The following is a 22,320-nucleotide window of genomic DNA, read 5'->3' on the forward strand; positions in this document are numbered from 1 at the left end:
CACGGCTTTACGAGGGTCCTATACACGGGAAACGCGCTCCCGCCGCCCTGACGGGGGTGGGAGCGCTCAGTCGGTTACGCGTCGCTATCAGAACTTGTAGCTGAGCCCGACCATGTAGGTCGTGCCACTCTGGTTCTGGTTGTAGAGATACTCGCTCTGACCCCAGAACTGTGTATCCTTTTGGTTGGTCAGGTTAATCGCATCCAGGGTAAGCTGGAGCCTCGGCGTCACGTTGTAGAAGGCTGCAGCGTCCACATATGTGGAGCCCTGGAAGCCACGGGTATCGGCACTCATGACAGAGCTGTTGTGGCCCGTGTACCAAATGCTGCGGTGGCTCATGGACGCGCGGGCACCCCAGGTTTTGGTTTCATAATAGACGGTGGCGTTATAGCTGGTCTTGGATATGCCGGTGAGTGCCGGAGGGGTGTCAACATAGGTGTAGTTCGCCAAAATGCCCAGCTTGTCGAACGGTGCCGGCAGGAATGATAGCTGGCTCTGCGCCGCCAGTTCCACACCTGTCAGAGTCTTGCTGCCCGAGACGTTGATGGGCATCGAGAAGTCGGTGACGTTGGTGTTTGCATTCGCGCCCGGAACGGCACCGACTGGAACCCCTGTCTGGCTGAAGGGGATATCGTGGAGCGTCAGGCTGTCGATGAAGTTGGTGATTTTTTTCTGGAATACGCCAGCTGACAGCAGGCCCACCTTGTCGAAGTAGTACTCAACCGCGAGATCGAGTGTGTCATCCTTGTACGGCTTAAGGTCCGGATTGCCGCGGGATGCCGAGACATAGCAGTTGTCCTTGTTTGCGGGCTTGGACCAATCGCACTTGTCGGTATTGTTCTGGAAGGCACTGCCTTGGGCGGCCATCGAGCTCAGCCCCGGTCGGTTCAGGTTCTGTGTGGCGGAGAAGCGTACCAAGACCTCCGGCGTCATTTCCAGTACGGTGTTCAGGGCCGGCAGAACTCCGGAATAACTGCCCTTCACGTCGCTTGTCCCCAGGTATGCGTAGCTGTCACCCTGAATCCAGCCGGTGCTGCGGGTATCGGTGCTATAGCCGCGCAGGCCGACATTACCGCGGAAGCGCTTGCCGAACAGTTCGCTATCCCAATCGGCCTGAACGAAGGCCGAGCTCGTCGCTTCCATGACCTTGTAGACGTTCTCGATATCTTTGATGACCCCGCCCGTCCCGTCGGTGTTTGGCACCAGGCGATGATATTCCTTGTACTTGGCGAACGCCTTGTCGTAGTCACCGATCAGCCAGGAACCGAAGCTGTTGCTGAATACGGAGGTGATATCGGCAACGGACGTTCCCCGCGTTTTGCCCGTCGTCCCGTTATCGCCGCCATCATAATAATAGCTGGCGCCATCTTGCGAAAACTTGTGGTAGGCTACGCCGGCGCGCAGGGTCCACACATCGTTCGCCTTATAGGACAGGTTCAGCACGCCCTCTTGCAGAGTTGAGCCATTATGGAAGGCGCGATAGTAGAAGTTATCCATCGCGTAATTGGCCGGATTCGTCAGGTCGGTATTCGGATACTGGAACGATGCTGACTGGCCGTCGGTGCCATAGTCGGCGATGAGATTGCCCTTGGCGCGCATATAGAGTTTGTCGTCGTAGGGGGTCTTGTAGGTCGACTTCTCGTAACCGACATGGCCGTCGATAAGCAGGCGATCGGAGACGTCCCACTTCATGCTCAGCGCCGCCTGGTTGAAGCGGTTTTCGTTCAACTCACGGCGGTGCTCACTGCCAAAGGTCGCATTGCTGACATTGGTCATCGTGACATAGTTGTTGCTGTCCACCCGGAAGTCGTTGAGGACCGAGCCCGTCTGGAACTGAGCAGGCCAAACCCCGCCCGCCTTGGTATCAAGCGTTGTAGAGCCCAGGCCTTTAATCGGCCGGGTGGCCAGGTGCAGCTCGTCGCGGTGGGTGGTAACCTCTCCGTGCAAAACATCCAGCGTCAGCAGGAGATTTTCCGTGGGCCTCCACTGCAACGCGCCCGTCACCCCAAGGCGTTCCAGTTTCGCATCCCAAGAGGAAATGCGGTTGCCGTCAGCAAAATACAGATCACCAGCCAAGAACCTGGTCTGCTGGGCGGCACTCAGATGGGAGATATCCAGGCCGGCGGCCACCAGATCATACGCCTTACCCTTTGGATGGGTTGGATCGGAAAAATCGGTCTTGCCTATCTGGCTATAGTTATAGGTATTGTGGCCCTGTTCGGTTGTCTCGCGCTTGGTATAGGCAACGGATACGGTCGCGCCGAACTTGTTATCCCAGTTATAGCTGTACAGGGCGGCGATACGTGGCTGCGCGTCCTTGGTATATTGGTTGGTGCCAAGCTTTGCCACGACGGCGGCCTTCGGCCCGGGGCCGTAATCGAAAGGCTTGCCCGTGAAGAGCCCGACCGTACCGGCCATGCCGCCCTCGTTCTGGGCCGCCTGGAAGGTCTTTTCGACTTCTACCTTCGAGAACAGCTCCGAAGCGAAGATGTTGAAGTCGAAGGCCCGGTCGCGTGAGCGCTGGCCACGGCTGTCCTGGGCAGAGTCGACATTGCCCAGCACTTCCATGCCGTTAAGTTGTACGCGGGCGAAATCCGGACCCAGGCCGCGCAACGAGATACGCCGGCCCTCGCCCGCCTCACGCGTGATCTGCACACCCGGTAGGCGCTGCAACGACTCGGCCAGGTTCAGTTCCGGGAACTTCGCCATATCTTCGGCGACGATCACGTCTTTCTGGATTACGGACCGCTTCTTTATATCGCGGGCAGCGCTAAGCGATTTCCGAAAGCCGGTGACCACGACCTCAGTTGCTTGATCTTCTTTGGCGATCTGGCCGTCCGTCGTCGCCTGGCTGCCCTGGGGTTCGGTCGAGGCAGCTGTTTGCGCGTAAGATGACGCGGCGAGAAAGAAAAGCGCGCCTGCGGCCGCGCCCGTCATGAGCATTTTCTTCATAAAAACTCTCCGTGAAATAAGATCGTGCGGGGCGATCGCGATGCACGGAAGATGCCCCCCGCGGCCGGCCACGGAGGGTCGTTTACCGGTGGTTTGTGACAGATGTGTATTTTAGGGGCGTAAATGTGAGATTTTGTGAGATGTTTTTGTTATGGTGTGGCAAATTTGTGGTTCTTAACCATGGGCGCACCTAAAACAGGCGCAATAGGTCAGTCTGTGGGTCAAAAAGCCCTATGAACCCTGACGGTTACGAGAATAGAGGGCTGTGTATCTAGCGTTCCGTAGCTTCAAGCGCTTATTCACAAGCGTCGCCGGACGCGTTTACAGCCATTATAGCCGCTCCGGTCAACTGCCCTCTCTCCACACCTTGTACCTGCCACAGACGGCTTACAGTGCCGCCAGCAGGCAGTTGAATGGTGAAGGGCAACTAAGTCCTTCGGTATCAAAATGTGTGTCCGTTAGGATATATGCGGCGCCACTGGCTTTGTGTCCTTTAGCGAAAGCACAAATATCAATACAAATTCGTTATTAATTAAATTTATCAATTACTTACCGTAGTTTAAGACCTGGTACGACGCAGATAATCACTTGTGGCCAGCCAAATCCATTACGGGGCGATTATATTTCCCCTAAGTGCTGGCGATTTTTAAAAGTCGAATTCCGACCTTCGGGTACGAACCTGTCATCTTGGCTATTTACGGATGGCGCATCCACAAGGTTTCCGCTTACGGTGCTACGAGGCAGGGCGCGTATATTGAGCCATCGGCCAAGCGTCTTCTTCAGTTCTCACACGCTCTGCACTTTTGCGTACGGCGAAACGGCCTGTCTTGAATGTCTGTATGCCTTAGTTGGTGAGACTATCGCGCGTTCCTTTCAAGGGGCCAAGAAAGATGGTCCTTATGCCTAAGGGGCGTGGCCCGGGTGGAACGCGCTTAAACCTGTCCTTCAAAAATATCTTTAAATATCAGACGCCTGTTAGAGGGTTAAATAAGACTCTTTAGAAGGTTAAGCGTGGCCTAACCCTTAAATTTCCCTTTGTAACAAAGGATCTGCGAGGCCACGCTGTTCTTGATGTATCAGGGGATTGTTCCCGATGGATCAATTGGGCCGTTCCCGATGTATCAGGGGATTGTCCCTGATGGATCAAAGCTCGTTCCTGATGTGTCGAAGCCTTGTGGATAAGGTGGAACTATTGAATCTATTTCGGGGCATTATGCTGGAAACTCGTTCAAAACGATTCATCTTTCCTCAGTTATTCACGAATCACAGCTTGGCACTGATTCAGTGCTGTCATTTCGGGAACGCTTGGGCCAGTCAGGCCCTCAGCTGATGTCGGTTCTTTTCGTGATAGCGTTTCACAAAGCCGATAAAAGCACTTTGATACCGTTCCGGGCTACGGTCGGCACTTTCGGCCAACCATCCCCGGAACTCGGCATGCAGGGCATGAAAGTCCCATCCGTGGTAGTGCTTGCGCAGGTATGACAAGGTGTCGTCTGTCAGGTAGTTCCTTGGCTCGCCGGTATGGCTGGCTGAAGCTGTCTTTGAAACGGGGGCCGGTGACTTGGCGGCATCGAAACTCACCGGCGCCATAGCCTGTGCGCCCTCCCCGTCACCCATCGCGACGTCTTGACGGCGGGTCATGACCAACAGGGGTTCACGGGTCGTGACCGCGTCGGCCAGCCGTAACTCAAAGCCAGGCAAATCATTACGACGCACGATCGCCGCGATTTCAAATTTGAAGCGACGATACTGCCCTTCTGCTCCGGACTTATCGAACAGGGTCGGCAAGGCGATCGCAAAGCCTTCGGGGCCGGCACCGCCGGCGTGTTTGCGAGCCACCTTGTAAAGCCAGCGTTCCCGGCCCCCCGTGATGTCGAAATAGGCGCGGTCGATAGACAGCACTCCGCCGTTCATCAGAACGCCGTCGTAGAACCAACTGGAGAGCGAGATGCTCAGGCCTCTGGATCTTTCGGTTTTGGCGTCAACGAGCTGGCTCCAGTTATCCAGCCAGGAAAAGGTCGCCTCAAACCGTTTCTCAGCGCGTATGTTGGTTTTGACTGTGGTCGATTGCAGTCGGTCGAGGGCCGCGCCCAGAAGATCGTAGGAACGTCCGGAGATGGGTCTGCCAATGGAACGGAGAAGATCATAGGGCATGATCTTGAGCGTGCGTGGAATGTCGTTGACGCGACGCTGTTTGAGGTCGTTCAAAACGCTCGCGCAGTAGATGAGGATATCGGCGTCCCATATGGTGGCCATGCCATAGTCCGGGTTTGCCGAGACGTGAACAAAGGTCTTGCCGTCTGGCGAGGTATAGTCAATGGGCTTAAGCCGCTTGGACTTGGCCAGGCTGAAAAACGGCCGTTCCATTACCTCCCGCTGATCTCTTAGATTGAGGTCAGCCAGATAGGGCAAGAACAAGTCGATCTGGTCCTTTTTCTCTGAGGGCTCCATTAACCGTCTTCCTTCTACACGGCGAAATTAACCAGTTTCCCCGGGGAAAGAAGACCGTACAACGATTCTGGCTAAAGCGAAGTCGGGCGTCCCCGAAGCCCCGGTCCGCCTCGGTCATCCATAGTCTGTTAACCAGTTTCCCCGGGGAAAGATGATCAGTGTTGCCGCCAGCCATACCGCTGCATGAGCTCATGTTTGACGCCGCTGGCCGCGAAGGAAATAGAAGGCTTAATTTGCGTTAACCACTTTCCCCGGGGAAAGATATCAGCCGCGTTGGCCCCTGCCCTGCTTTTCCACCGCGTGAAGCGCTGAGCGGAACATGGCCACCAGCTCGGCCTCTGTGGCGCCGGAGCCGGCATGCACCCGCACCGAAACACCATTCCGATTAGACGACAACACACTGAGCGCTGTCCTGCCGCTCGGTGCGTCGAACTTGATAAACGGCTCAGTCGTCTCGACATCCGAACCCGCATCCATCAGCTGCTTGACAACATCGATAGCCAGAACGGCCGTCTTGCCGTTTGCACGGGCTTGCGCCTGATCAGCCGACAACTTGGCGGCGACGGCCTTCATGGCTTTCACCAGTTCAGGCTCAGCTATCAGGGCCGTCTGTATCCTCTTTGCCAGCGGATACACCGTCTTCAGCTGGATGTCAGCCGGGCTCGCAAACGCATTGACACACCAGTCGGGCAGGGCGCCAACGCTCAGCATTTTCGATAGCCAACCTTCAGATAGCTTCAGACGCTCGGCCATGCGGACCTGCTTGCCGTTATAGTGCAGCCGCAGGGCCTCGACATAGGTCTTGGCTCGCTCGAAGTCGGAGACATCCTTACGAGCCCGGTTCTCGATATCCGACAGCCGGAACGCCGCCTCGTCATCGAGGCTGTGAACCTGGGCGAGGAACATCATGTCGGGATAATTGTTGGCGCGAAGCCAGCTTATTGCCCAGTGACGGCGCGAGCCGGCAATGACTTCGTAATCGTATTTTGGGTCATCCTGGACGCGCCGGATAATCGCCGGGACCTTCTGGCCACCTTCCGAGAGTATGGCGTCTATAAGATCGCGAACCGTGTCTTCGGTCAGCGACGCCTGATGCCGCGCATTGCCGTGCCAGATACGCACGCGCGCCGGGTCAAGAAGCAGCTGTGTAACTTGACGGACTTCACCACTCGCCACCCGGGATAACGCCGAGTCCCGCGCCAGAAGGTTCATTGCTGCGGGGCGCGCGCCAGCTTCCGCGGGCGCGGTCGGTCTGGGTGCCGAGGGCGTAGGTGCCGGGGCCGGAGTAGGGGAGGGGGGCGTTGCGTCCGAGCCGAGCAATGAGGACAGGTAATCAGACTGCTTTTTTGACATCGTGCGCTCCTCAGCCCGCCGCCATCATCAGCGCGGACGGTTCGCTCTCAACCCGGCCCCATCGGCGGCGGATCAGCTGTTCGATCTGCCCCATAGCTTCGTCGATATTGTTTCGGCACCGCTTGTGGGTCTTCGGCGTACCGACGGGCTTTTCGAGCTCATAAATGGTCATCATGCGTAGCGCGGCATGGCTGATTTCCGCGGATTCCAGCATAGGTACCGGCAACAGTGCGCCGCCGAAGGTCTTTTCCATCAAGCTTTGGATCAGGGCATGGGACGGATCGTTGGTGGCGAATTTTGAGCAGATGAGGCGGCAGAAGTCATATTCGACGCGAATACCGGCCTCTTTCAACTGATTGATCACCTGGTTAAGCATCGACAGAAACTGCACCGTCGAACAGAAGTCCGGCGTCGTCGCAGCGAGCGGCACCAAAAGCGCATTGGCCGCCTGCATGACCGCCAGCGAAATCGTGCCCAGGGCGGGCGGCGGATCGAGGAGGACAACATCGTAATTCTGCGCAAGTTCGGCGAGACCCTGACGCAGCTTGCGGAAGCGGGAGGCCAGAACATTGCCGCCGCCGGTCCCTGTGGCTGCCAATTCGTACTCAACATCGAACATTTGCAGGTTAGAGGGAATAAGATCGACATTGGGCCAGGCCGTGTGTTTTACCGCGTAGCTCAGATCGTCCTGGGTCGGCTCGATCGACAGGTATGGGTAAAGGGTCTCCTCGCGCGTAATGGCGAAATGAGGGTTGAAGCCGAAAAGGGTCGTGGTTGTGGCCTGGCTATCGCAGTCTACCACCAGCACCCGATAGCCCTGAACGGCGAGATAATGCGCCAGATGTGTCGTGACGGTTGATTTGCCGACGCCGCCCTTGAAGTTCTGAACCGTAATGATTGCGGGCGGGTCTTCTGGCGCGCGCTGCGGAGAGGCGCCCAGCACTTTTCGCATGTTCAGAAGCGCCGGAATATCGTAACCCAGTCTGCGGCCGGTTTCACTTTCGGGGGGCGCCGGCAAACGTCCATCATCTTCCGCCATACGGATGCGGTTTGTAGAGCACCCGAGCAACTGCGCTGCTTCTGCCACGCCGAGACGGACATTGAGCCCTTTGATTTCGCCAGGAAGGAAGGCTGTTTTGCGTAACCGTTCGACCATAAGTTCGCCGGCTTCGGCGAGTTGACCTATGCGTTCAGCCTCGGCAAATTGTGTTGCACCAATTTCACCATCGTTCCGTTGATTTGAACTCAATTTCGCCTCCGGCACTGATATTGAAGCTTTTGTCATTAAAAGCCGCATATAATCGTTCAATCGAACAATAAGGTTAATTCATCGTTAACGCGACAAAAGTCAATGATTCGGGAAAACGTCAGCAAATAGGTGATCAGACGGTTTGATTATGGCGCGATAAAATATCTTAAGATGCTGAATTTAAATATATATTTTGGATTCTGGCGCGATGTTCTACGATTGTAAGACCAAGACGGACGCCTGCGGCTGCCTGTTCGGCGATTTTTATCGGGCGTGAGAAAAAATGTCCGCCGCCAAGCAAAGGCGAATATTGTTTGGTTTCAAACAATGTATGGCCGGTCTCAAGCAGTGATCTTCCGCAAACCATAAGCCTTACGTCACTTAACGCAGAACTGGCCCATTATTTTGGTTCGCGACGACCTGCATTGCGTGTACCTACAACTTTGTCGACGTTGCACCTTGAGTACGTCTGTACAGCTGTAAAGAGTTTGATGACTTCAAGATGGGCGCCATCGCACTGTACGGGCGTGGTGAAGCAAACCTCAATGTCTTCATGGCCCAGGCCCAAACCGAGGCGCTATTTGTCAAGCGCTTTGGCATGATAACCTACTCGCAGTCAGTGATGGTTCGCCGCATCCGCAGCGATCGTTTCCAGCATACGCGCGGCCCTTTGGCGGTCGTCTTCCCCCTCGGTCGGCAGGATGGGCAGGTCAGGACTTATCCCCGCCACCTCATCGCGACCGTCGGCTCGTATGCGCATACAGTTAGGTATGCGCAGGCGCAGGCGCGAATGTGTGAGTGTCACAGGCTCTGCTTCGACCATGAAGCCGCAACCGTCACCGCCTGTTTTTTGGCCGACCGTCTTACCGATATGGTTGTCCTGCACGACCGCAGTAAACATCTCGGCTGACGAATAGGATTTACCATCGGTCAGGACGTATACCGGACCCGTCCACGTCCCCCAGCGATCCTCGATTTCCGACGGCAGAGACAGCCACGCCGATTTGTCACCGTAAATGCCTTTCGGCAAACCCGCGAAGTAACCGCCGGCATAGCCCGCGGCGACGGTCCGGGTACAGGCAATGGCAGGATAGTGGCGGCGGTCGCGCCAGACCCACGACATGTCGCACGCACTGGTCGCTACCTGGTCTTTGGCATGAGCGTAGTAGGCGCGTGCTTCGACAAACGCATCGTGGGCAGCCGGCGATAGCGTGTCGGCAAGCGCTTCATCGATATCTCGGATAGACTCATTGAGATATTGGGTACCGGTAGGGGAGGCGACCACCCGCAGCGGCGCCGATTTCACGGCCTTATCCGTCAGCATACGCGGAAAGTAATCGCCGGTATCATCGCCACCGCTATTATTGCCGACATCGACCAGTATCATCGACGCGCCATCGGCGCGCAAGGCCTCCATTTCGTCGCGGAATGCGTCAAACCAGAGCTTATAGGCCGCATCGCGCACGCTTTCGGAGGTGATCGGCTTCTGATCGCGCACCAGCTTGGCCCATGCCAGGGTGCAGGCGCCAGGGAAGGCGCGCATACGGAAGTTCTGAATGCGGATCACCCCGATTTTGATGCCTGCCGCGGTTGTGGCGATGCCAGCGCGATAGACGGAGCTCATGCCGTCAAAGCGCAATTTGAAACCCGGGAGCCCTTCCAGAGGCATGGAAAAGGCGATGGCACTGGAGGGCAGGAAGCCCAGGCCCGCGCAGGTACTTACGGGATCATTTGGATCGAAGTCTTGTCGGCTCACCGTCAACGGCGGGGTCGCGGCAGGGGTCAGGGTCGGCAGGACCGAAAAGTGACCGTCATGAAATCTGGCGACAAACTGAGTGAGCGCCAGGCGTGCCTCATCATCTGTGCGCGCGGCTGCAAGCGCAGCCTGAGTGCGTTTGTCGAGCCAAGGCAAATCAGCACCGCCTTCGAAGGACCCGAACCATGCCAGGTTGGCATATTCCTTTTCGAGAACGCTTTTAAGCTGCGCATAGTCGGCTTTCCAGGCCGCAGGATCGTAGGGCGCTGTCGTGGCGGCCTGCACTGAGCCCGATGCCAGCAGAGCCATTGCCAGGCCGGAAACAAACATCTGCTTAAAAAAATGGCGCGTGCGCATGCCTCATCCCTCTCGCGGCGAATTACAGGGCCTATTAAGCTCGCGTTCTATCGGCTGTCTTGAACAGATTGCGGATTTTGAACATATCAGGATTGGCTGCGCCGATAGGCCGCCGGTGAGGTGCCGATCTGAGCCTTGAAGGCCCGGTTCAAATGCGGTTGGTCGCTGAAACCGCACATCAGCGCGATTTCGCTGATCGGCAAACGCCCGGTTGCCAGGAGGGCCGCCGCCCGTTCGACGCGCATGCGCCGCTGATATTCCCCCAATGTACAACCGAGGTGATGCTGAAATGTAGTCGACAGCTTGGCAGGGTCACAACCGACAGCCAGCGCCACATCTGCCAATCTGAGCGACGCGGTCTCCGCCTCACGCATATACTCCATTGCCGCCTTAAGGTATCGGGGGGCGCTGCCAGCGCCTGTGGCATGACCGCGCGCGAACTGACCGATGAGTTCAAGCGATAGCCCTTCAATCACCAGGGGCGAAAACGTATCGTCGCGCTGTAATTCGCTGAGGATGCGGCGTCCGACGTCAGCCACGGCCAGCGAGCGCAAGATAGGCGCGTCGGCCAGTCTAGTCATATCTTCGACGCGCGCGACGGTTTCGGGCGTCGGATCAAAGACGAGTTTATACAGTCCGCCGCGTCCAAACCGTTGCGCATGCGGTTCATCACTGGGACAAACCAGCAGTGTCCCCGCTACATGGGTTTCGCTGCGGCCACGTATCGTTTCTTCATAACCGCCGGCCAGAACAAGCGAAAAGCTAACCTCGTCATGGACGTGCGCATCCATGATCAGGTCTGGCGCATATCGCCCAATCCGGATAGAGGAGAAAACCGTGTTCACCCTTCCATGCTTATCCCTTGTCGCGAATACCGTCTAGACTCTTCGCGGGCAAAGCATTGCGGTCAACGTGCGACGGTTAAAGACCGTATGGGAGGAAGGGGAGGTTCCAATCTGCGCCGGGGTTCACGACCTCGCATCAGGCCGTTCGGTAGTGCGCGCCAGTACACTTAGCTGTGCTCCGGAAAATCATTGTATAATGCCTAATCTAAGGGCGTCGGCTACCGCCTGGCTGCGATTTTTGGACCCCAGTTTCCGTGTAGCGAGTTTGATATAGGTGTTTATTGTTTCGGTCGGAAATCCCATTTCCAGGCCGATTTCCTCGCTCGTCATGCCAAAAGACGCCAATTGCAGGCATCGGGACTCATTTGCGTTCAGGCCGACCTGAGCGTTGAAGGCTTTGAGTATCGGCTTTGACATGTCGTCATGAAGGCGTTTGCCTGTCCATTGCAGGAGGCTGCGCTCGTGTGCATTGAATCGGCTGGATCGCGTAAAAATGGCGCATCCATACAGCTGGTTCTTGTCATTCCAAAATGACACGACCGTGCGAGGCGCAATAGCGTACAGGTCGAGCAGCGTCATCAGGGGTTTTACAGTGGCGGCTTCGGCGGCCGCATCGGGAATATCGAACCAGGATAGGGTGGGGCGGTCCGCTGACAGGCCCTTCATCAATGGGTCCACGTCGAACAGCTGCTGTTGCTGATAACTATCCGTGAGCGCCCTGGGCATATCCGTTTCCAGCACGAAGCCCTTGTCAGCTTCGCAGCTTTGAAGGTCGATGCCGGCAAAGAGATAGTGTTCAAATTTCATAACACTGCGAAGATCTTCGATCACGGTGGATCTGAAAACCGGGTCGTTCTGTTTCAGATGGAACAGTTCAGCCTGTGTAAACTCGCGCGCGTTTAGCAAACGGGAACGGACGTATGAGGGCATATTGGCGGTTCAGTGATCGAAAGCACACATTATAGGCGTATTGTCGCGTCTAATCCAACATTATTTGTAAGTATTTTTGCAAAACGGATTATGGATTTACCATATATTTTGCCCAAATATCTCTATCTGTATTAAATTTTATCGCTATAAAACTGTTGTTTTTACTGTAACGGAGCAGTTGTTGCATGTGTAGTTCGAAAATGTGTGTATTGACGTGCTATAAACTATCTAATGAAAGCGCTGCGGCGGTGTCAGCGGCTCCTGCCGTTTTTTACACATTTACGTCACGTCAGTGACGACAGATACGGCGTAAACGGGAATGGAGAACGACAGGCGCGTGCCTATGTTGAGTTCGCTTTCGACGTCAATCGTTCCGCCCATGAGCTCAATGAGTTGTTTGCATATAAGAAGGCCCAACCCTGTGCCGCCGCGTGACCGACCGGCGCCGCTGTCAACCTGCGAAAATCTTTGGAACAGTTGCGATTTGCCTTCCGGGCTGATGCCTCGCCCTGTATCCTCGACGCAGACGTCCAGGTGTTCGCCGCCCAGTCTGCGGACTGAGGCGGCAATGATCCGGACATGACCCTTATCGGTGAATTTTATCGCGTTCCCGATCAGATTGTGAAGAACCTGCCGGAAGCGGGTATCATCAAGCATTATGGACTTGGGTAGAGTGCCGACAATGTCGACACTCAAGTCGATGTGTTTTGCCTCTGCCTGGATAGCGAGAAGATCTTTTACCTCGTGGATTATGGCGGCCGGATCGCAAGGGGCGAGGTCCAAGCGTAAGCGGCTTTCATCCAGTTTGGCATGGTCCAAAATATCATCGACCAAGGCGAGGAGGTGCTGGCCGGCCGTTTGAATCTTGCGGCTGAAGCGTCCGTCTTCGCTGTCAGCCGGATTGCTCTCGGACAAAAGTCCGGAGAAACCGATGATGCTTGTAAGCGGGGTGCGGATTTCATGGCTCATCGTGGCCAGAAAACGCGCCTTGGCTTCTGCGGCAACCTCAGCTCTCTCGCGCGCTGCGATGAGTTCGGTATTCAGCGTTTCCAGAGCCAGTTCTTTAAGCTTCAGGGTGGTTACGTCTGTCACCAGCACATAGAAGCCTCGGACAGTGCCTCTGGCGGTAATATCAGGCAGATACTGGGCCCAAGTGTAGCGGGTCTCGCCATACGATGTTATAAGGGTTCGCTCAAATGCCTGCTTCTCCCCCTTTAAGGCGCCCGTAATGAAGGGCTCATTGCGGGCAAATAGCTCAGGCCCCAGCAGGTCCTGAATGGTCAGGCCAATCATCTCGTCATTGGAGCGGCCGAACCATTCTTCATAGGCCTTATTGGCAAATCGACAGATAAGATCAGCATCCCAGAATGCGACCAAGCCAGGCATATTATTCGCCAAGAGGCGTATGCGAGCTTCATTCGCCGCCAGTTTTTCGTAAGCCTCGACCGTGTCCGTGACATCCCGAAACACCCCGAAGAGTGCAACGGGGGTTCCCGAGGCATCGAATTGGCCGACACCAACGGAATCGACTATACGGATATCCCCGCGATCCCGGCGTATCAATCGTTTGCGGAAACCAAACGGTTCGCCGGTTTGGAGCGCTTCTGTAATTTCCAAGACCACAGAGTCGCGGTCGTCGGGGTGGTAAAAATTGATCGCCTCGTCAAGTTGGGGCTTGCCCGCAGCCGGGTCGCAACCGTGTATGGCATACACTTCCGGCGACCAGTAAGTTTCTCTTGTTTTGAGATCAACATGCCAATGACCGACGCGAGCCAGTTTTTCAACCAGAGCCAGATAGCCCTCTGAGCGCTCCTGACGTTCACGTTGGATGACATCGTCTGCGGACGGTAGAGTACGAATAGGGGCCGCAACTATGGAAAATAAGTCTCTCGCTTCGCCGTCTGATGTCTGCCTTCGGTTGGCGCTGATGATGACGGGGATCACGCCCGCATCTGCGCCGCGCAGGTCGAGCCAAAACCCGCTGGCTTGGCTGTGTGTCGCCAAGGCCGGCAATAGGGCGCATTCCAGTTGAACGGCTGAGCCTGGCGTTAGCAAAGCTTTGAAGGTCTGGCCGGCTATGGCTTCGGCTGAATATCCGATCAAACCTCTAAAAGCGGCATTGCCGCGCAGTATATGCCCGGATGTGTCGCAGGCGACGAGTCCACAGGGGGCGAATTCGAAGTCGTCCCCATCCGAATTGGCTGATGAACTGTACGCTAAGGTCTCCATGCCTGCCTTTGAAGCGCCTTGCGAAAGGAGAGGCGCACGTTTCGGACTATCATTTGATGATGCCACTTTCAGGTCTGAACATATAGCCCTTCCCGTAGACGGTTCGGATCAATTCTTCGCATTCATCGCCATCGGGATAAGCGTTTTTAAGTTTGCGGCGCAATCGCGAGATAAGCGTATCAATGGCCTGCTCCGTAGTGCTTTCGTGAAGCTCCGACATCTTGGCTACGAGTTGCTCTCGCTGCAACGCTCGGTCGGGATATCTTAGAAATACGGACATGAGCGCGAATTCAGCTTCGGACAGGATCAGCTCATGGCCAGATGGACTTGTGAGCCGCCGTGACACGTTATCGAGCGCCCAGCCAAAGAAATGTAATGTTGTCCCACTTGCGGAAACGGCACCAAAAACAGCTTGCCGGCCCAAAACGATCCGGATGCGCGCTGCTAATTCATCCGCGTTGAAGGGCTTGGCGACGTAATCCTGGGCGCCTAATTCGAGCCCCTCCAGCCGGTCCACATCTTGGCCGCGTGCGCTCAGCATGATTATCGGCGGGCCCTTGGCTTGGGTCAGTCGTTTACATATCGACAGTCCGTCCTCGCCCGGCATCATGGAGTCGAGGATAATCAGGTCAATTCTGCGGTTATGCAGGATTGCATCCATCTGGGCCGCGCCATCGGCAGTCAGCACATGAAAGCCGCGTCGTGACAGGGCGGCCTCCAGCAAATCGCGGATGTCCTGCGTATCGTCAACTACGAGGAGGGTGACTTTGTCCAGTGGCTGAATGGGGCTGATCATTTGGGCGCCGATCTTCAGTTACAGCTACACCTAAAACCGAGTGTTATCGCAATTGGTAAGGTCCATCGCTGATTGGCAGCGCCAAACGCCCTGACAGCCATTCCCCTACTGGTCACCCGAGACGCGGAAAATGATACGTACGTATCAAAGAAACGGTGAGTTTAAATGATAATTGTTACGATGTTGTAACGATCTCTAAATGTCGAGTTAAAGCCATTGTTATAAAGTTTCGTAAAGAAACGCTGGTCCGTCGGCGCCCCTGAGGCAGGGGAGGCGATTTGGTTATCGCCGGGTGTAAGGCCAGGCGGGCAAGAGATAAAGGTAATAAGATGCTTTGCAGACTGATATATACGAGTCGTTATGTACCGGGAAACCGGGGGCCGCTCAGTGATTTTCGTGGGATTATGGAAAGCTCGCGCGCCAACAACTATGTCCATCATGTCACCGGCTTTCTGTTCTTCGATAAGCATAATTTTATCCAAGTCCTTGAAGGAAATGGCCTGGCCATCGATACAATCTTCGAACGCCTCCAGCGCGATACCCGTCATACGGACATTGCGGTTATAGCGCGTTCGAGAATTGCCAAACGTCGCTTTACCGTTTGGGCCATGGGGGGCGCAGTGCGCTCGCCCAAGCAGGATCATGTCTTTGCTGAATACGGCATCTTTGACGATTTTCCGGACATTTTGCCTGAGGAGGCAATCGTCGATTTCTGTGAGGACATTCTGAAACTGGAAGAGGTGCGGTCCCAGTCCCGCGTCATCAACCTCATGGGCGATACCGAAATGATGGGGTTAAGAACAATGACTCATCGTCAGAATGTGGAACTGAGCAAATGAATTACAAGAATTGGCCGATCCTGGCAAAATCCTTGTCACTATTGGTGGCTCTGGGCATGGTCTCGATCGCGGCAACCGTGTTTGCGACGAACAACATGCGCAACATCGACACGCGCTATAGTGCCGTGCTTACGGGGCCTGAGGTCGCTATTCTAAATGCTGCCCGTGCCAACCGGGGTGTAATTGCGGTCTCTCGCGATATTTTTCGTCTGGCGCTTGTGACGGACCCACAGGCGATTGCCGAGGCGGACAAAACATTTTCCGCATCCCGTGACCTCACACTTGGTAAGCTCGATGCAGCCGCCAAGGCGGCGCCACAGGAAGCGGATCAGGTTGCGGCCATAAAGCATGATTTTGAGACCGCATTGTCTGGGGCGTGTGCGGAAACGCTGCGTCTGGCGCATTCTACCGACCCTAATGATTCCGTAAAGGCGGCAAGGGGCATGCTGGATATCTGCGAGCCAGCGTTGTCGCGTGTCTCTGCCAAGATCACAGCCTTTAATGACGGGCTTACAGCCAGTCTGGGCAAGCTCGCGGCAGCCACAACGGCTCAAACGCACTCTACGATCTGGCTCACCTATGCCTCGGTCGTAGGCGGTTTGCTTGCCGTCATGGCTGTGGCCTTCTGGCTGACACTCTCCGGCATTGTTAAGCCGGTGCGTGGCCTGACCGATATGATGACCGGCATGGCGCGGGGGCAGCTTTCGGTGAGCATTCCAGGACAGGATCGCAAGGACGAATTGGGCGAAATGTCGCGCACGGTGGAAATATTCCGTAAGGGCCTTACAGACGCGGAAACTATGCGTGGTCAGGCCGCGGAGCAAAAAGAGCGCTCGGAAGCCGAGCGCAAGGCGGCAACATTGAAGTTGGCCGATGATTTCGAGAAGTCGGTCGGCGGGATTGTCACCCTGGTTTCGTCCGCGGCGACCGAGATGCAGGCGGCGGCGGCACAGCTTACCGCGACCGCGCAAGAATCTTCGGCCCAGTCGGTGGCAGTGTCTGCTGCGGCAGAAGAAGCGGGCGCCAATGTGACGTCGGTGGCGTCGTCAGCCGAGGAGTTGGGCGCCTCGGTGGCTGAAATTGGACGGCAGGTCGAAACGTCGGCCGCTATCTCTTCGGAGGCCGTGCGCGAAGCCGATGAGGCGGTGCGTATCGTCGCGGAACTCGATGGGGTTGCGTCCTCGATCGGTGGTGTGGTCGATCTGATCGCTGGCTTGGCAGGGCAAACCAATCTGCTTGCCCTCAACGCAACTATTGAATCGGCACGCGCCGGCGAGGCCGGCAAGGGCTTTGCGGTTGTCGCTTCTGAGGTCAAGGCTCTTGCGGCGCAGACCGCCAAGGCAACGACGGACATATCGGACAAGATTACCCAAATACAGGCAGCGACGTCCAAGGCGTCCTCCGCCATTCAGAACATCACGGGCACGATCCAGAATATCAGTCGCACCTCCACGATGATTGCCTCTGCGGTCGAGCAGCAATCCGCCGCCACTCGGGAAATCGTCCAGGCCGTCAATCAGGCCTCGATTGGCACGCAGGAGGTGACGTCCAATATCACAGGCGTGGCCCAGGCGTCTGAGCAAACGGGAGAGGCGGCCTCCCAGGTGCTTAGCTCTTCCGCCGAATTGGCTACCCAAGCGGAGCGATTACACGTCGAGATGGACAAGTTTTTGGCCACCGTTAGGGCGGCGTAAAGAGCGAACGCTGTACACCGATAGTGCCAGCATGCGGTTTATAGCGTTTTTTTAGTGAGTAGTGACATGACAAAGACTATTTTGATCGTAGAAGACAGCAGCACCCAAGCCCACGCGATTGGCGCGATGTTTCATAAGCTTGGCGCGCATGCCGAGAGTGTTGCATCCCATGCGGAGGCCTATGAAAAACTAAGGACCTCCGTCTTCGATCTGCTCCTTCTGGATATTTTTCTGGAGGAAGACAATTCTTTGGATCACCTGCACGAGTATAAGGCGTTGCAGCCGGATCTTAACATTGCCGTCATGACGGCCGGGGACTATTCAGATAACGGCAGCATTAGCGATGCCATTAATCGCGCCCGCCGGGCTCATGTCGATTACATACTCGCCAAACCGTTCAAGCTGGTTGATTTGGAACATCTCTGCAAAGAGTTGGACACCAAACTAATGAACGCCATGATCAGCATTGAAGCCGATACAGTCTTTATCCGATAGACAGCTCGAGCCGGTTGGCAAGCCTCAGGTTGCTGTCGAAACGTCCCATACGGAAAGCGTTTGCGCGCGCGTCACGACAGGGGTAGCGACAGTCGGGGCAGGTGTCTGCGCAATTTGGATTAGGTGTACCGTCCCGGGCTCACCGGGCGGTTAGGTTGTGAATCGCGCAGATGGCGATCAGCGCGGCGTCCGAGCCTACCCGCGGTCATGCCGGCAAAGCAGCGAGAAGAGGACCTGTGCGCAAAGTCGACGTTTTCGTAAGAGGCGGCTAATCATCCCAAAATCGTCGGCAAACATAACCAAAGCTTAACTTGCCATAAGAGCGAGGTGACATAGCAATATCCTTGATTTGCCATGTAACGGCTACGCCTTCGAACGACGAAGATGACGTGTCGTTATGGACGTTTAGGACAGAGATTTCAGATGAAGAACCTTCCCCTATCGTTTTTGGTGGCCTTGTTATTGGGTGCCGCCACGACTCAAGTTCATGCTCAGTCGAAAGAGGTCGAAGCCGTGATCAACGGTCTGCGACCGGCAGTATCTCTGGAAGGGGCGCCTCCCACACTCTACACCCTAACCGACGAGATGCGAAAACTGCATGTTCCGGGCGTCAGCATCGCGGTTATTCACGATGGCAAGGTGGCCTGGAGCCAGGGGTTTGGCATCGCTGGGCCGAGCGGTCATGCCGTTACCTCGCAGACAATGTTCCAAGCAGGATCCGTGAGTAAGCCAGTTGCTGCCATGGCGGCGTTGCATCTGGTAGATGAGGGCAAGCTAAGCCTCGACACCCCGGTCAACGACACGCTGAAAAGCTGGAAGCTGCCGGACAACGCGTTCACCAAGGTTACGCCCGTCACTTTGCGGCTGCTTTTATCACATACGGCCGGCACGACCGTGCATGGTTTTCAGGGATATGCGGCCGACCAAAAGGTACCGCCACTGGTGTCCGTGCTTAATGGCATACCCCCAGCAAATTCGCCGCCCGTCGTCGTAGATCAACCGGTTGGCACAAACTACCGCTACTCCGGTGGGGGATACGCCATCGTTCAGCAAATGATGATCGACTCAACGGGTAAAACATTTCCGGATATCCTGGATCAGACAGTGTTAAAGCCCATTGGCATGAGCCACAGCAGCTTTAGCCAGCCGCTTGACCAACGCTTCCAAAATGTCGCTCAACCGTTCGACAATAAAGGTGTAGCGATTGCCGGCGGCGCACATAGCTACCCGGAGATGGCGGCGGCCGGTTTGTGGACCACGGCCCCGGATCTCGCGGCCTACGTTCTGGAGGTCCAAAAGGCGTTGAATGGCAAATCTAACGTGCTTTCTGTAGCGATGGCTCGCGAAATGCTGAAGAAGGGCAAGGGGGATTCCAGCCTCGCTTTCAGGATAGGCGGAAGCGACAAGGGTCCGTATTTTTATCACGATGGCTCAAATGCCGGCTACAAGGCCACAATCGTTGGGTACGCCTACAGCGGTGACGGCGCGGTGATATTGACTAATGGCGATCAGGGTTTCCAACTTGGAAACGAAATCTTGCGAAGTGTCGCGGCTGCATATAATTGGCCGGATTTTCATTCAATTGAGCGGCGGGCGGTTACGCTGCCCACATCTCAACTGGCTCCATTTGCCGGTACATTCACTATTCCCGATCTCGGTGATTTTGAAATCCGAATGGAAGGGGACCAGTTGGTTGCCGAAATCTGGAAGGGCGTGGTTGACCCCTTGTACGCGTCGTCGCCGAAAGACTTCTTCCTGACTTCGCAGGCCTTGCAATTAAATTTTACCGATGCCGACCACGGCACAATTTCTCTCGACGATTTCCATGCCGAATTCGCCAGAGCTCATCGCTGACGGGCTGCGTTTCGGTCCATTATACGCCCCAAGCGTTGAGTGAGCGGGTTTGGGAAGGTTCAAGCATTGATTTGCTTGTTGCGTCTATCTGTCGACGAATACGCAGGCCAGACTCTCTTCGAAATCGATCAGCAGTTCCGCAAACTCCAGCAACGACAGGCGGTGCGTGCGACTCCCGCCCATGCGGTAGGACCAAAACGACGCGATATGGCTTAGGACACCAACGTTTTCGCCCAGTTCAAAGAACATGGCCGGACCATTGATCAAAAAGGTCCGAAACGGCGTTGGGTTAAGGTCCTTCGTCAGGGCGGCAAAGGCGGAATCGTAATTTTCCAGGATTTTGCCGACACTGGCCAGTGTCGCCATGATGTCCTTTGCAATGCGGGGCCGCGCGGTGGTGATATATTCCTTCAGATCAGCGTCGGTGAAACCCCGCGGTTGATATTTGGCCAGGCCCTCGATCACGCGTCCTAATTCTTCGCGCAAAGCAATATATCGCCATTTGAAATACAGAAATCCACGCCAGGAGAACAGTCCTTCCGAGAACTCACTTGAATTGAGCCTAAGGGTGGCGCGCAGCGGATCAAGCTCACTGTCCACGTTGTCAGACAGTATCTTGCTGGCAAACTGCATCGACGCGGTGCTCTGCGAGTCGCCGAATGCAATCCGTACAAGTTTGTCGATTTCGTCATTGGCGAAGGACATCATCGAAGCAATGTCGCTTTTCGATATGACGAAATAGCAGCCGGCCGGATGGACGCCTTGTCTGGCGAGACACTCCTTGAGTATGAAGGGGTCAAGGGAGGGGAGGGCGTCGATCATCTTCAAAATGCGTAGATCACTCTGAATGTCCATCGCGCTTCCGCCGCACACCTCCCTGAGGATGCGTTCGAAGCCGACCTGGTCGACAAACAGTGCGCCACCACCTAATCTCAGATCCGTTGAATCGAAGGGCAGAATGACTTTTGTGGCGGTACGGCGATCTCGCGTAAAGGCTTCCAGTTCATTCGGTCTCAGTGTGTGCTTGACCAGTATTGCCTTGTTTAAGGTCGGATGCTGAAAAAATGGCTGCTTTTTGTACTCAGGTTCTTCGTTGGCGTGATGATGGACGTAGGCGAGATTCAGTATGCGGGACGTGGAGGCGGTCTCGGCGATATTGGCGAGGTTGCGGAATTCGCGCGTGTTGCCTTTGGGACGGTGGCCGCTCATTCTTCGCCGTCCAGGCTCGACAGGCTATCCTCGAAGTCCATGAGTATGTCGGCATAGTCTTCGACGTGAAGGCGCGACTTTAAATCGGTTTGACCCATGCGATACTGCCAGAAGGAGGCGATGTGGCCGAGGATAGCGATGCTTTCGCCCAGCGCGTAGAACAATTTTGGGCCATCCAGCAGAAAGGTTCTGAACCGTGACGGGTCGGCCCGGTCGACCAATCCGGCATAGGCCTGGTCATAGACCGCAAGGCTGCGTCCCACATGGATCATGGTCTGGCCGATGCTGCGCCCCAGGCGTGGGCGAGCTTCCTCCAGATAGGCTTTTACCGCATCATCGGGCTTGCCCGCCGGTTGGTAGGTTGACAGGCCGGCAATCACGCCGCGCATCTCTTCCTGAAGCTCAAAGAACCGCCATTTGAAATAGAGGAAGCCGCGCCACGAAAAAATACCTTCGGAGAATTCGGCATCCGACAGACGCAGGGTATGTTTTAGGGGGGTCAATTCCTGGTCGAGCTCGTTCGACAAGATCTTGGTGGCAAGCTTTAGGGACGCCCCATTAATGGTCGATCCGAACGCGCGTTTCACCAGCCGTTCAATTTCCGCGTTGGCAAAGCCGATCATCCGCTGGATATCGGCCGGTGAAATCTTGAGGTAGCAATGGGCGGGCTTAAAGCCATTACGAGCCAGTAGTTCCCGCACCAGGAAGGGATCGAGAGCGGGAATTGAGTCGAGCAGGCCCAAAATTTGGACATCCGGATTCACCGCCATATCTGAATTCGAGGACAGCTGCGACTTGCAGAAGGTGTCAAAGCCGCGTTGGCCGACGAAAACCGATGCCCCCCCGAGTTTGAGGTCGGCCGGATCAAAGGGCAGAATAATTTTTGTCGCGGTGCGCCGGGGTCTGGGAAATATCTCCAGCTCGTTGGTGCGCAGGGTATGCTTTATGAGGATCGCTTTGTTAAGCCGCGAGTCCCTGAAAAACGGCCGTCTAGCGTAATCAGACTCATTGGCGGCGGCGAGGTGTATCTGGGACAGATTTAACACGCGGCTGGTGGACGCTGTCTCTCCGAGATTGACGAGACTGCGCAAATCGCGCCCCAGCTTTCTGGGGGCTACACTGGTTGCGGCTCTTGACCTGCTCATAGGTAGTCTCTCTTGATAGATGGAGGTGCAGCAAAACGCGGGACAATGCCGTGCGCCAGCCACCTGGTTTCAGAGCAAATTAAACGCTTACACGCACTATTGGGTTCGGATGCGCCAATTGCAGAAACTCAGTTGCAAAAGGCTTGTCCGAAAAACCGTCAGTAAA

At 55.8% G+C, this 22,320-nt stretch carries 15 protein-coding genes; 4 read left to right on the plus strand and 11 right to left on the minus strand.

Translation table 11 applies throughout. The features are described from left to right. Window positions 1-87 precede the first annotated feature (87 nt). The 9 genes from RCJ00_RS08760 to RCJ00_RS08800 all read right to left on the minus strand — a co-directional run bounded on the left by RCJ00_RS08760 (window position 88) and on the right by RCJ00_RS08800 (window position 14,918). Entirely contained in the window at window positions 88-2,952 is a 2,865-nt protein-coding gene (locus tag RCJ00_RS08760) for a TonB-dependent receptor (protein ID WP_316221424.1), read from the minus strand. 1,314 nt (window positions 2,953-4,266) lie between these two features. Then, window positions 4,267-5,403, minus strand: coding sequence for a replication initiator protein A (locus tag RCJ00_RS08765; protein WP_316221425.1), 1,137 nt, complete (start codon window positions 5,401-5,403; stop codon window positions 4,267-4,269). A gap of 264 nt (window positions 5,404-5,667) precedes the next feature. Beyond that, the gene (locus tag RCJ00_RS08770) at window positions 5,668-6,756 is read right to left on the minus strand and encodes a ParB/RepB/Spo0J family partition protein (protein ID WP_316221426.1); all 1,089 of its coding nucleotides are present in this window, start codon (window positions 6,754-6,756) and stop codon (window positions 5,668-5,670) included. Between the two features lie 10 nt (window positions 6,757-6,766). Next, the gene (locus RCJ00_RS08775; RefSeq protein ID WP_316221427.1) at window positions 6,767-8,005 is read right to left on the minus strand and encodes an AAA family ATPase; all 1,239 of its coding nucleotides are present in this window, start codon (window positions 8,003-8,005) and stop codon (window positions 6,767-6,769) included. Window positions 8,006-8,621: 616 nt separating this feature from the next. Further along, entirely contained in the window at window positions 8,622-10,118 is a 1,497-nt protein-coding gene (locus tag RCJ00_RS08780; RefSeq protein ID WP_316221428.1) for a S41 family peptidase, read from the minus strand. Window positions 10,119-10,204: 86 nt separating this feature from the next. Continuing rightward, window positions 10,205-10,963, minus strand: a complete 759-nt coding sequence (locus tag RCJ00_RS08785) for a helix-turn-helix domain-containing protein (protein ID WP_316221429.1) — start codon at window positions 10,961-10,963, stop codon at window positions 10,205-10,207. Between the two features lie 186 nt (window positions 10,964-11,149). Next, window positions 11,150-11,893 (minus strand): helix-turn-helix transcriptional regulator, encoded by a 744-nt coding sequence (locus RCJ00_RS08790; RefSeq protein WP_316221430.1) that lies wholly within the window; start codon window positions 11,891-11,893, stop codon window positions 11,150-11,152. 279 nt (window positions 11,894-12,172) lie between these two features. Then, window positions 12,173-14,122, minus strand: coding sequence for a PAS domain-containing protein (locus tag RCJ00_RS08795; protein WP_316221431.1), 1,950 nt, complete (start codon window positions 14,120-14,122; stop codon window positions 12,173-12,175). Window positions 14,123-14,171: 49 nt separating this feature from the next. Then, complete coding sequence (locus RCJ00_RS08800; RefSeq protein WP_316221432.1) at window positions 14,172-14,918, minus strand: response regulator; 747 nt, start codon at window positions 14,916-14,918, stop codon at window positions 14,172-14,174. A gap of 278 nt (window positions 14,919-15,196) precedes the next feature. Between RCJ00_RS08800 and RCJ00_RS08805 the strand changes: the two genes are divergently transcribed. The 4 genes from RCJ00_RS08805 to RCJ00_RS08820 all read left to right on the plus strand — a co-directional run bounded on the left by RCJ00_RS08805 (window position 15,197) and on the right by RCJ00_RS08820 (window position 19,800). Continuing rightward, entirely contained in the window at window positions 15,197-15,757 is a 561-nt protein-coding gene (locus RCJ00_RS08805; RefSeq protein ID WP_316221433.1) for a BLUF domain-containing protein, read from the plus strand. Continuing rightward, entirely contained in the window at window positions 15,754-17,451 is a 1,698-nt protein-coding gene (locus RCJ00_RS08810; RefSeq protein WP_316221434.1) for a methyl-accepting chemotaxis protein, read from the plus strand. Before RCJ00_RS08805 ends, RCJ00_RS08810 begins: the two co-directional genes overlap by 4 nt. Before the next feature lie 66 nt (window positions 17,452-17,517). Continuing rightward, window positions 17,518-17,946 carry a response regulator gene (locus tag RCJ00_RS08815; protein WP_316221435.1) on the plus strand — a complete coding sequence of 143 codons (429 nt, stop codon included), beginning with the start codon at window positions 17,518-17,520 and terminating at the stop codon, window positions 17,944-17,946. A gap of 423 nt (window positions 17,947-18,369) precedes the next feature. Continuing rightward, window positions 18,370-19,800, plus strand: a complete 1,431-nt coding sequence (locus RCJ00_RS08820; protein ID WP_316221436.1) for a serine hydrolase — start codon at window positions 18,370-18,372, stop codon at window positions 19,798-19,800. 84 nt (window positions 19,801-19,884) lie between these two features. On the opposite strand, the gene RCJ00_RS08825 is transcribed toward RCJ00_RS08820, so the two are convergent. Together RCJ00_RS08825 and RCJ00_RS08830 are read right to left on the minus strand one after the other, a co-directional pair. Further along, window positions 19,885-21,009, minus strand: a complete 1,125-nt coding sequence (locus tag RCJ00_RS08825; RefSeq protein ID WP_316221437.1) for a hypothetical protein — start codon at window positions 21,007-21,009, stop codon at window positions 19,885-19,887. After that, window positions 21,006-22,154, minus strand: coding sequence for a hypothetical protein (locus RCJ00_RS08830; RefSeq protein WP_316221438.1), 1,149 nt, complete (start codon window positions 22,152-22,154; stop codon window positions 21,006-21,008). The genes RCJ00_RS08825 and RCJ00_RS08830 overlap by 4 nt, the downstream gene beginning before the upstream one ends. Between the last annotated feature and the right edge of the window lie 166 nt (window positions 22,155-22,320).

Source organism: Asticcacaulis aquihabitans, assembly GCF_032490435.1.
Classification (GTDB): Bacteria; Pseudomonadota; Alphaproteobacteria; order Caulobacterales; family Caulobacteraceae; genus Asticcacaulis.

Excerpts from the sequence above, each read along its gene's own strand:
- RCJ00_RS08770 (WP_316221426.1), bottom strand. The coding sequence starts at position 6,756 with ATGTCAAAAAAGCAGTCTGATTACCTGTCCTCATTGCTCGGCTCGGAC.
- RCJ00_RS08830 (WP_316221438.1), bottom strand. The coding sequence starts at position 22,154 with ATGAGCAGGTCAAGAGCCGCAACCAGTGTAGCCCCCAGAAAGCTGGGG.
- RCJ00_RS08780 (WP_316221428.1), bottom strand. The coding sequence starts at position 10,118 with ATGCGCACGCGCCATTTTTTTAAGCAGATGTTTGTTTCCGGCCTGGCA.
- RCJ00_RS08790 (WP_316221430.1), bottom strand. The coding sequence starts at position 11,893 with ATGCCCTCATACGTCCGTTCCCGTTTGCTAAACGCGCGCGAGTTTACA.
- RCJ00_RS08765 (WP_316221425.1), bottom strand. The coding sequence starts at position 5,403 with ATGGAGCCCTCAGAGAAAAAGGACCAGATCGACTTGTTCTTGCCCTAT.
- RCJ00_RS08810 (WP_316221434.1), top strand. The coding sequence starts at position 15,754 with ATGAATTACAAGAATTGGCCGATCCTGGCAAAATCCTTGTCACTATTG.
- RCJ00_RS08760 (WP_316221424.1), bottom strand. The coding sequence starts at position 2,952 with ATGAAGAAAATGCTCATGACGGGCGCGGCCGCAGGCGCGCTTTTCTTT.
- RCJ00_RS08800 (WP_316221432.1), bottom strand. The coding sequence starts at position 14,918 with ATGATCAGCCCCATTCAGCCACTGGACAAAGTCACCCTCCTCGTAGTT.
- RCJ00_RS08825 (WP_316221437.1), bottom strand. The coding sequence starts at position 21,009 with ATGAGCGGCCACCGTCCCAAAGGCAACACGCGCGAATTCCGCAACCTC.
- RCJ00_RS08795 (WP_316221431.1), bottom strand. The coding sequence starts at position 14,122 with ATGGAGACCTTAGCGTACAGTTCATCAGCCAATTCGGATGGGGACGAC.
- RCJ00_RS08820 (WP_316221436.1), top strand. The coding sequence starts at position 18,370 with ATGAAGAACCTTCCCCTATCGTTTTTGGTGGCCTTGTTATTGGGTGCC.
- RCJ00_RS08815 (WP_316221435.1), top strand. The coding sequence starts at position 17,518 with ATGACAAAGACTATTTTGATCGTAGAAGACAGCAGCACCCAAGCCCAC.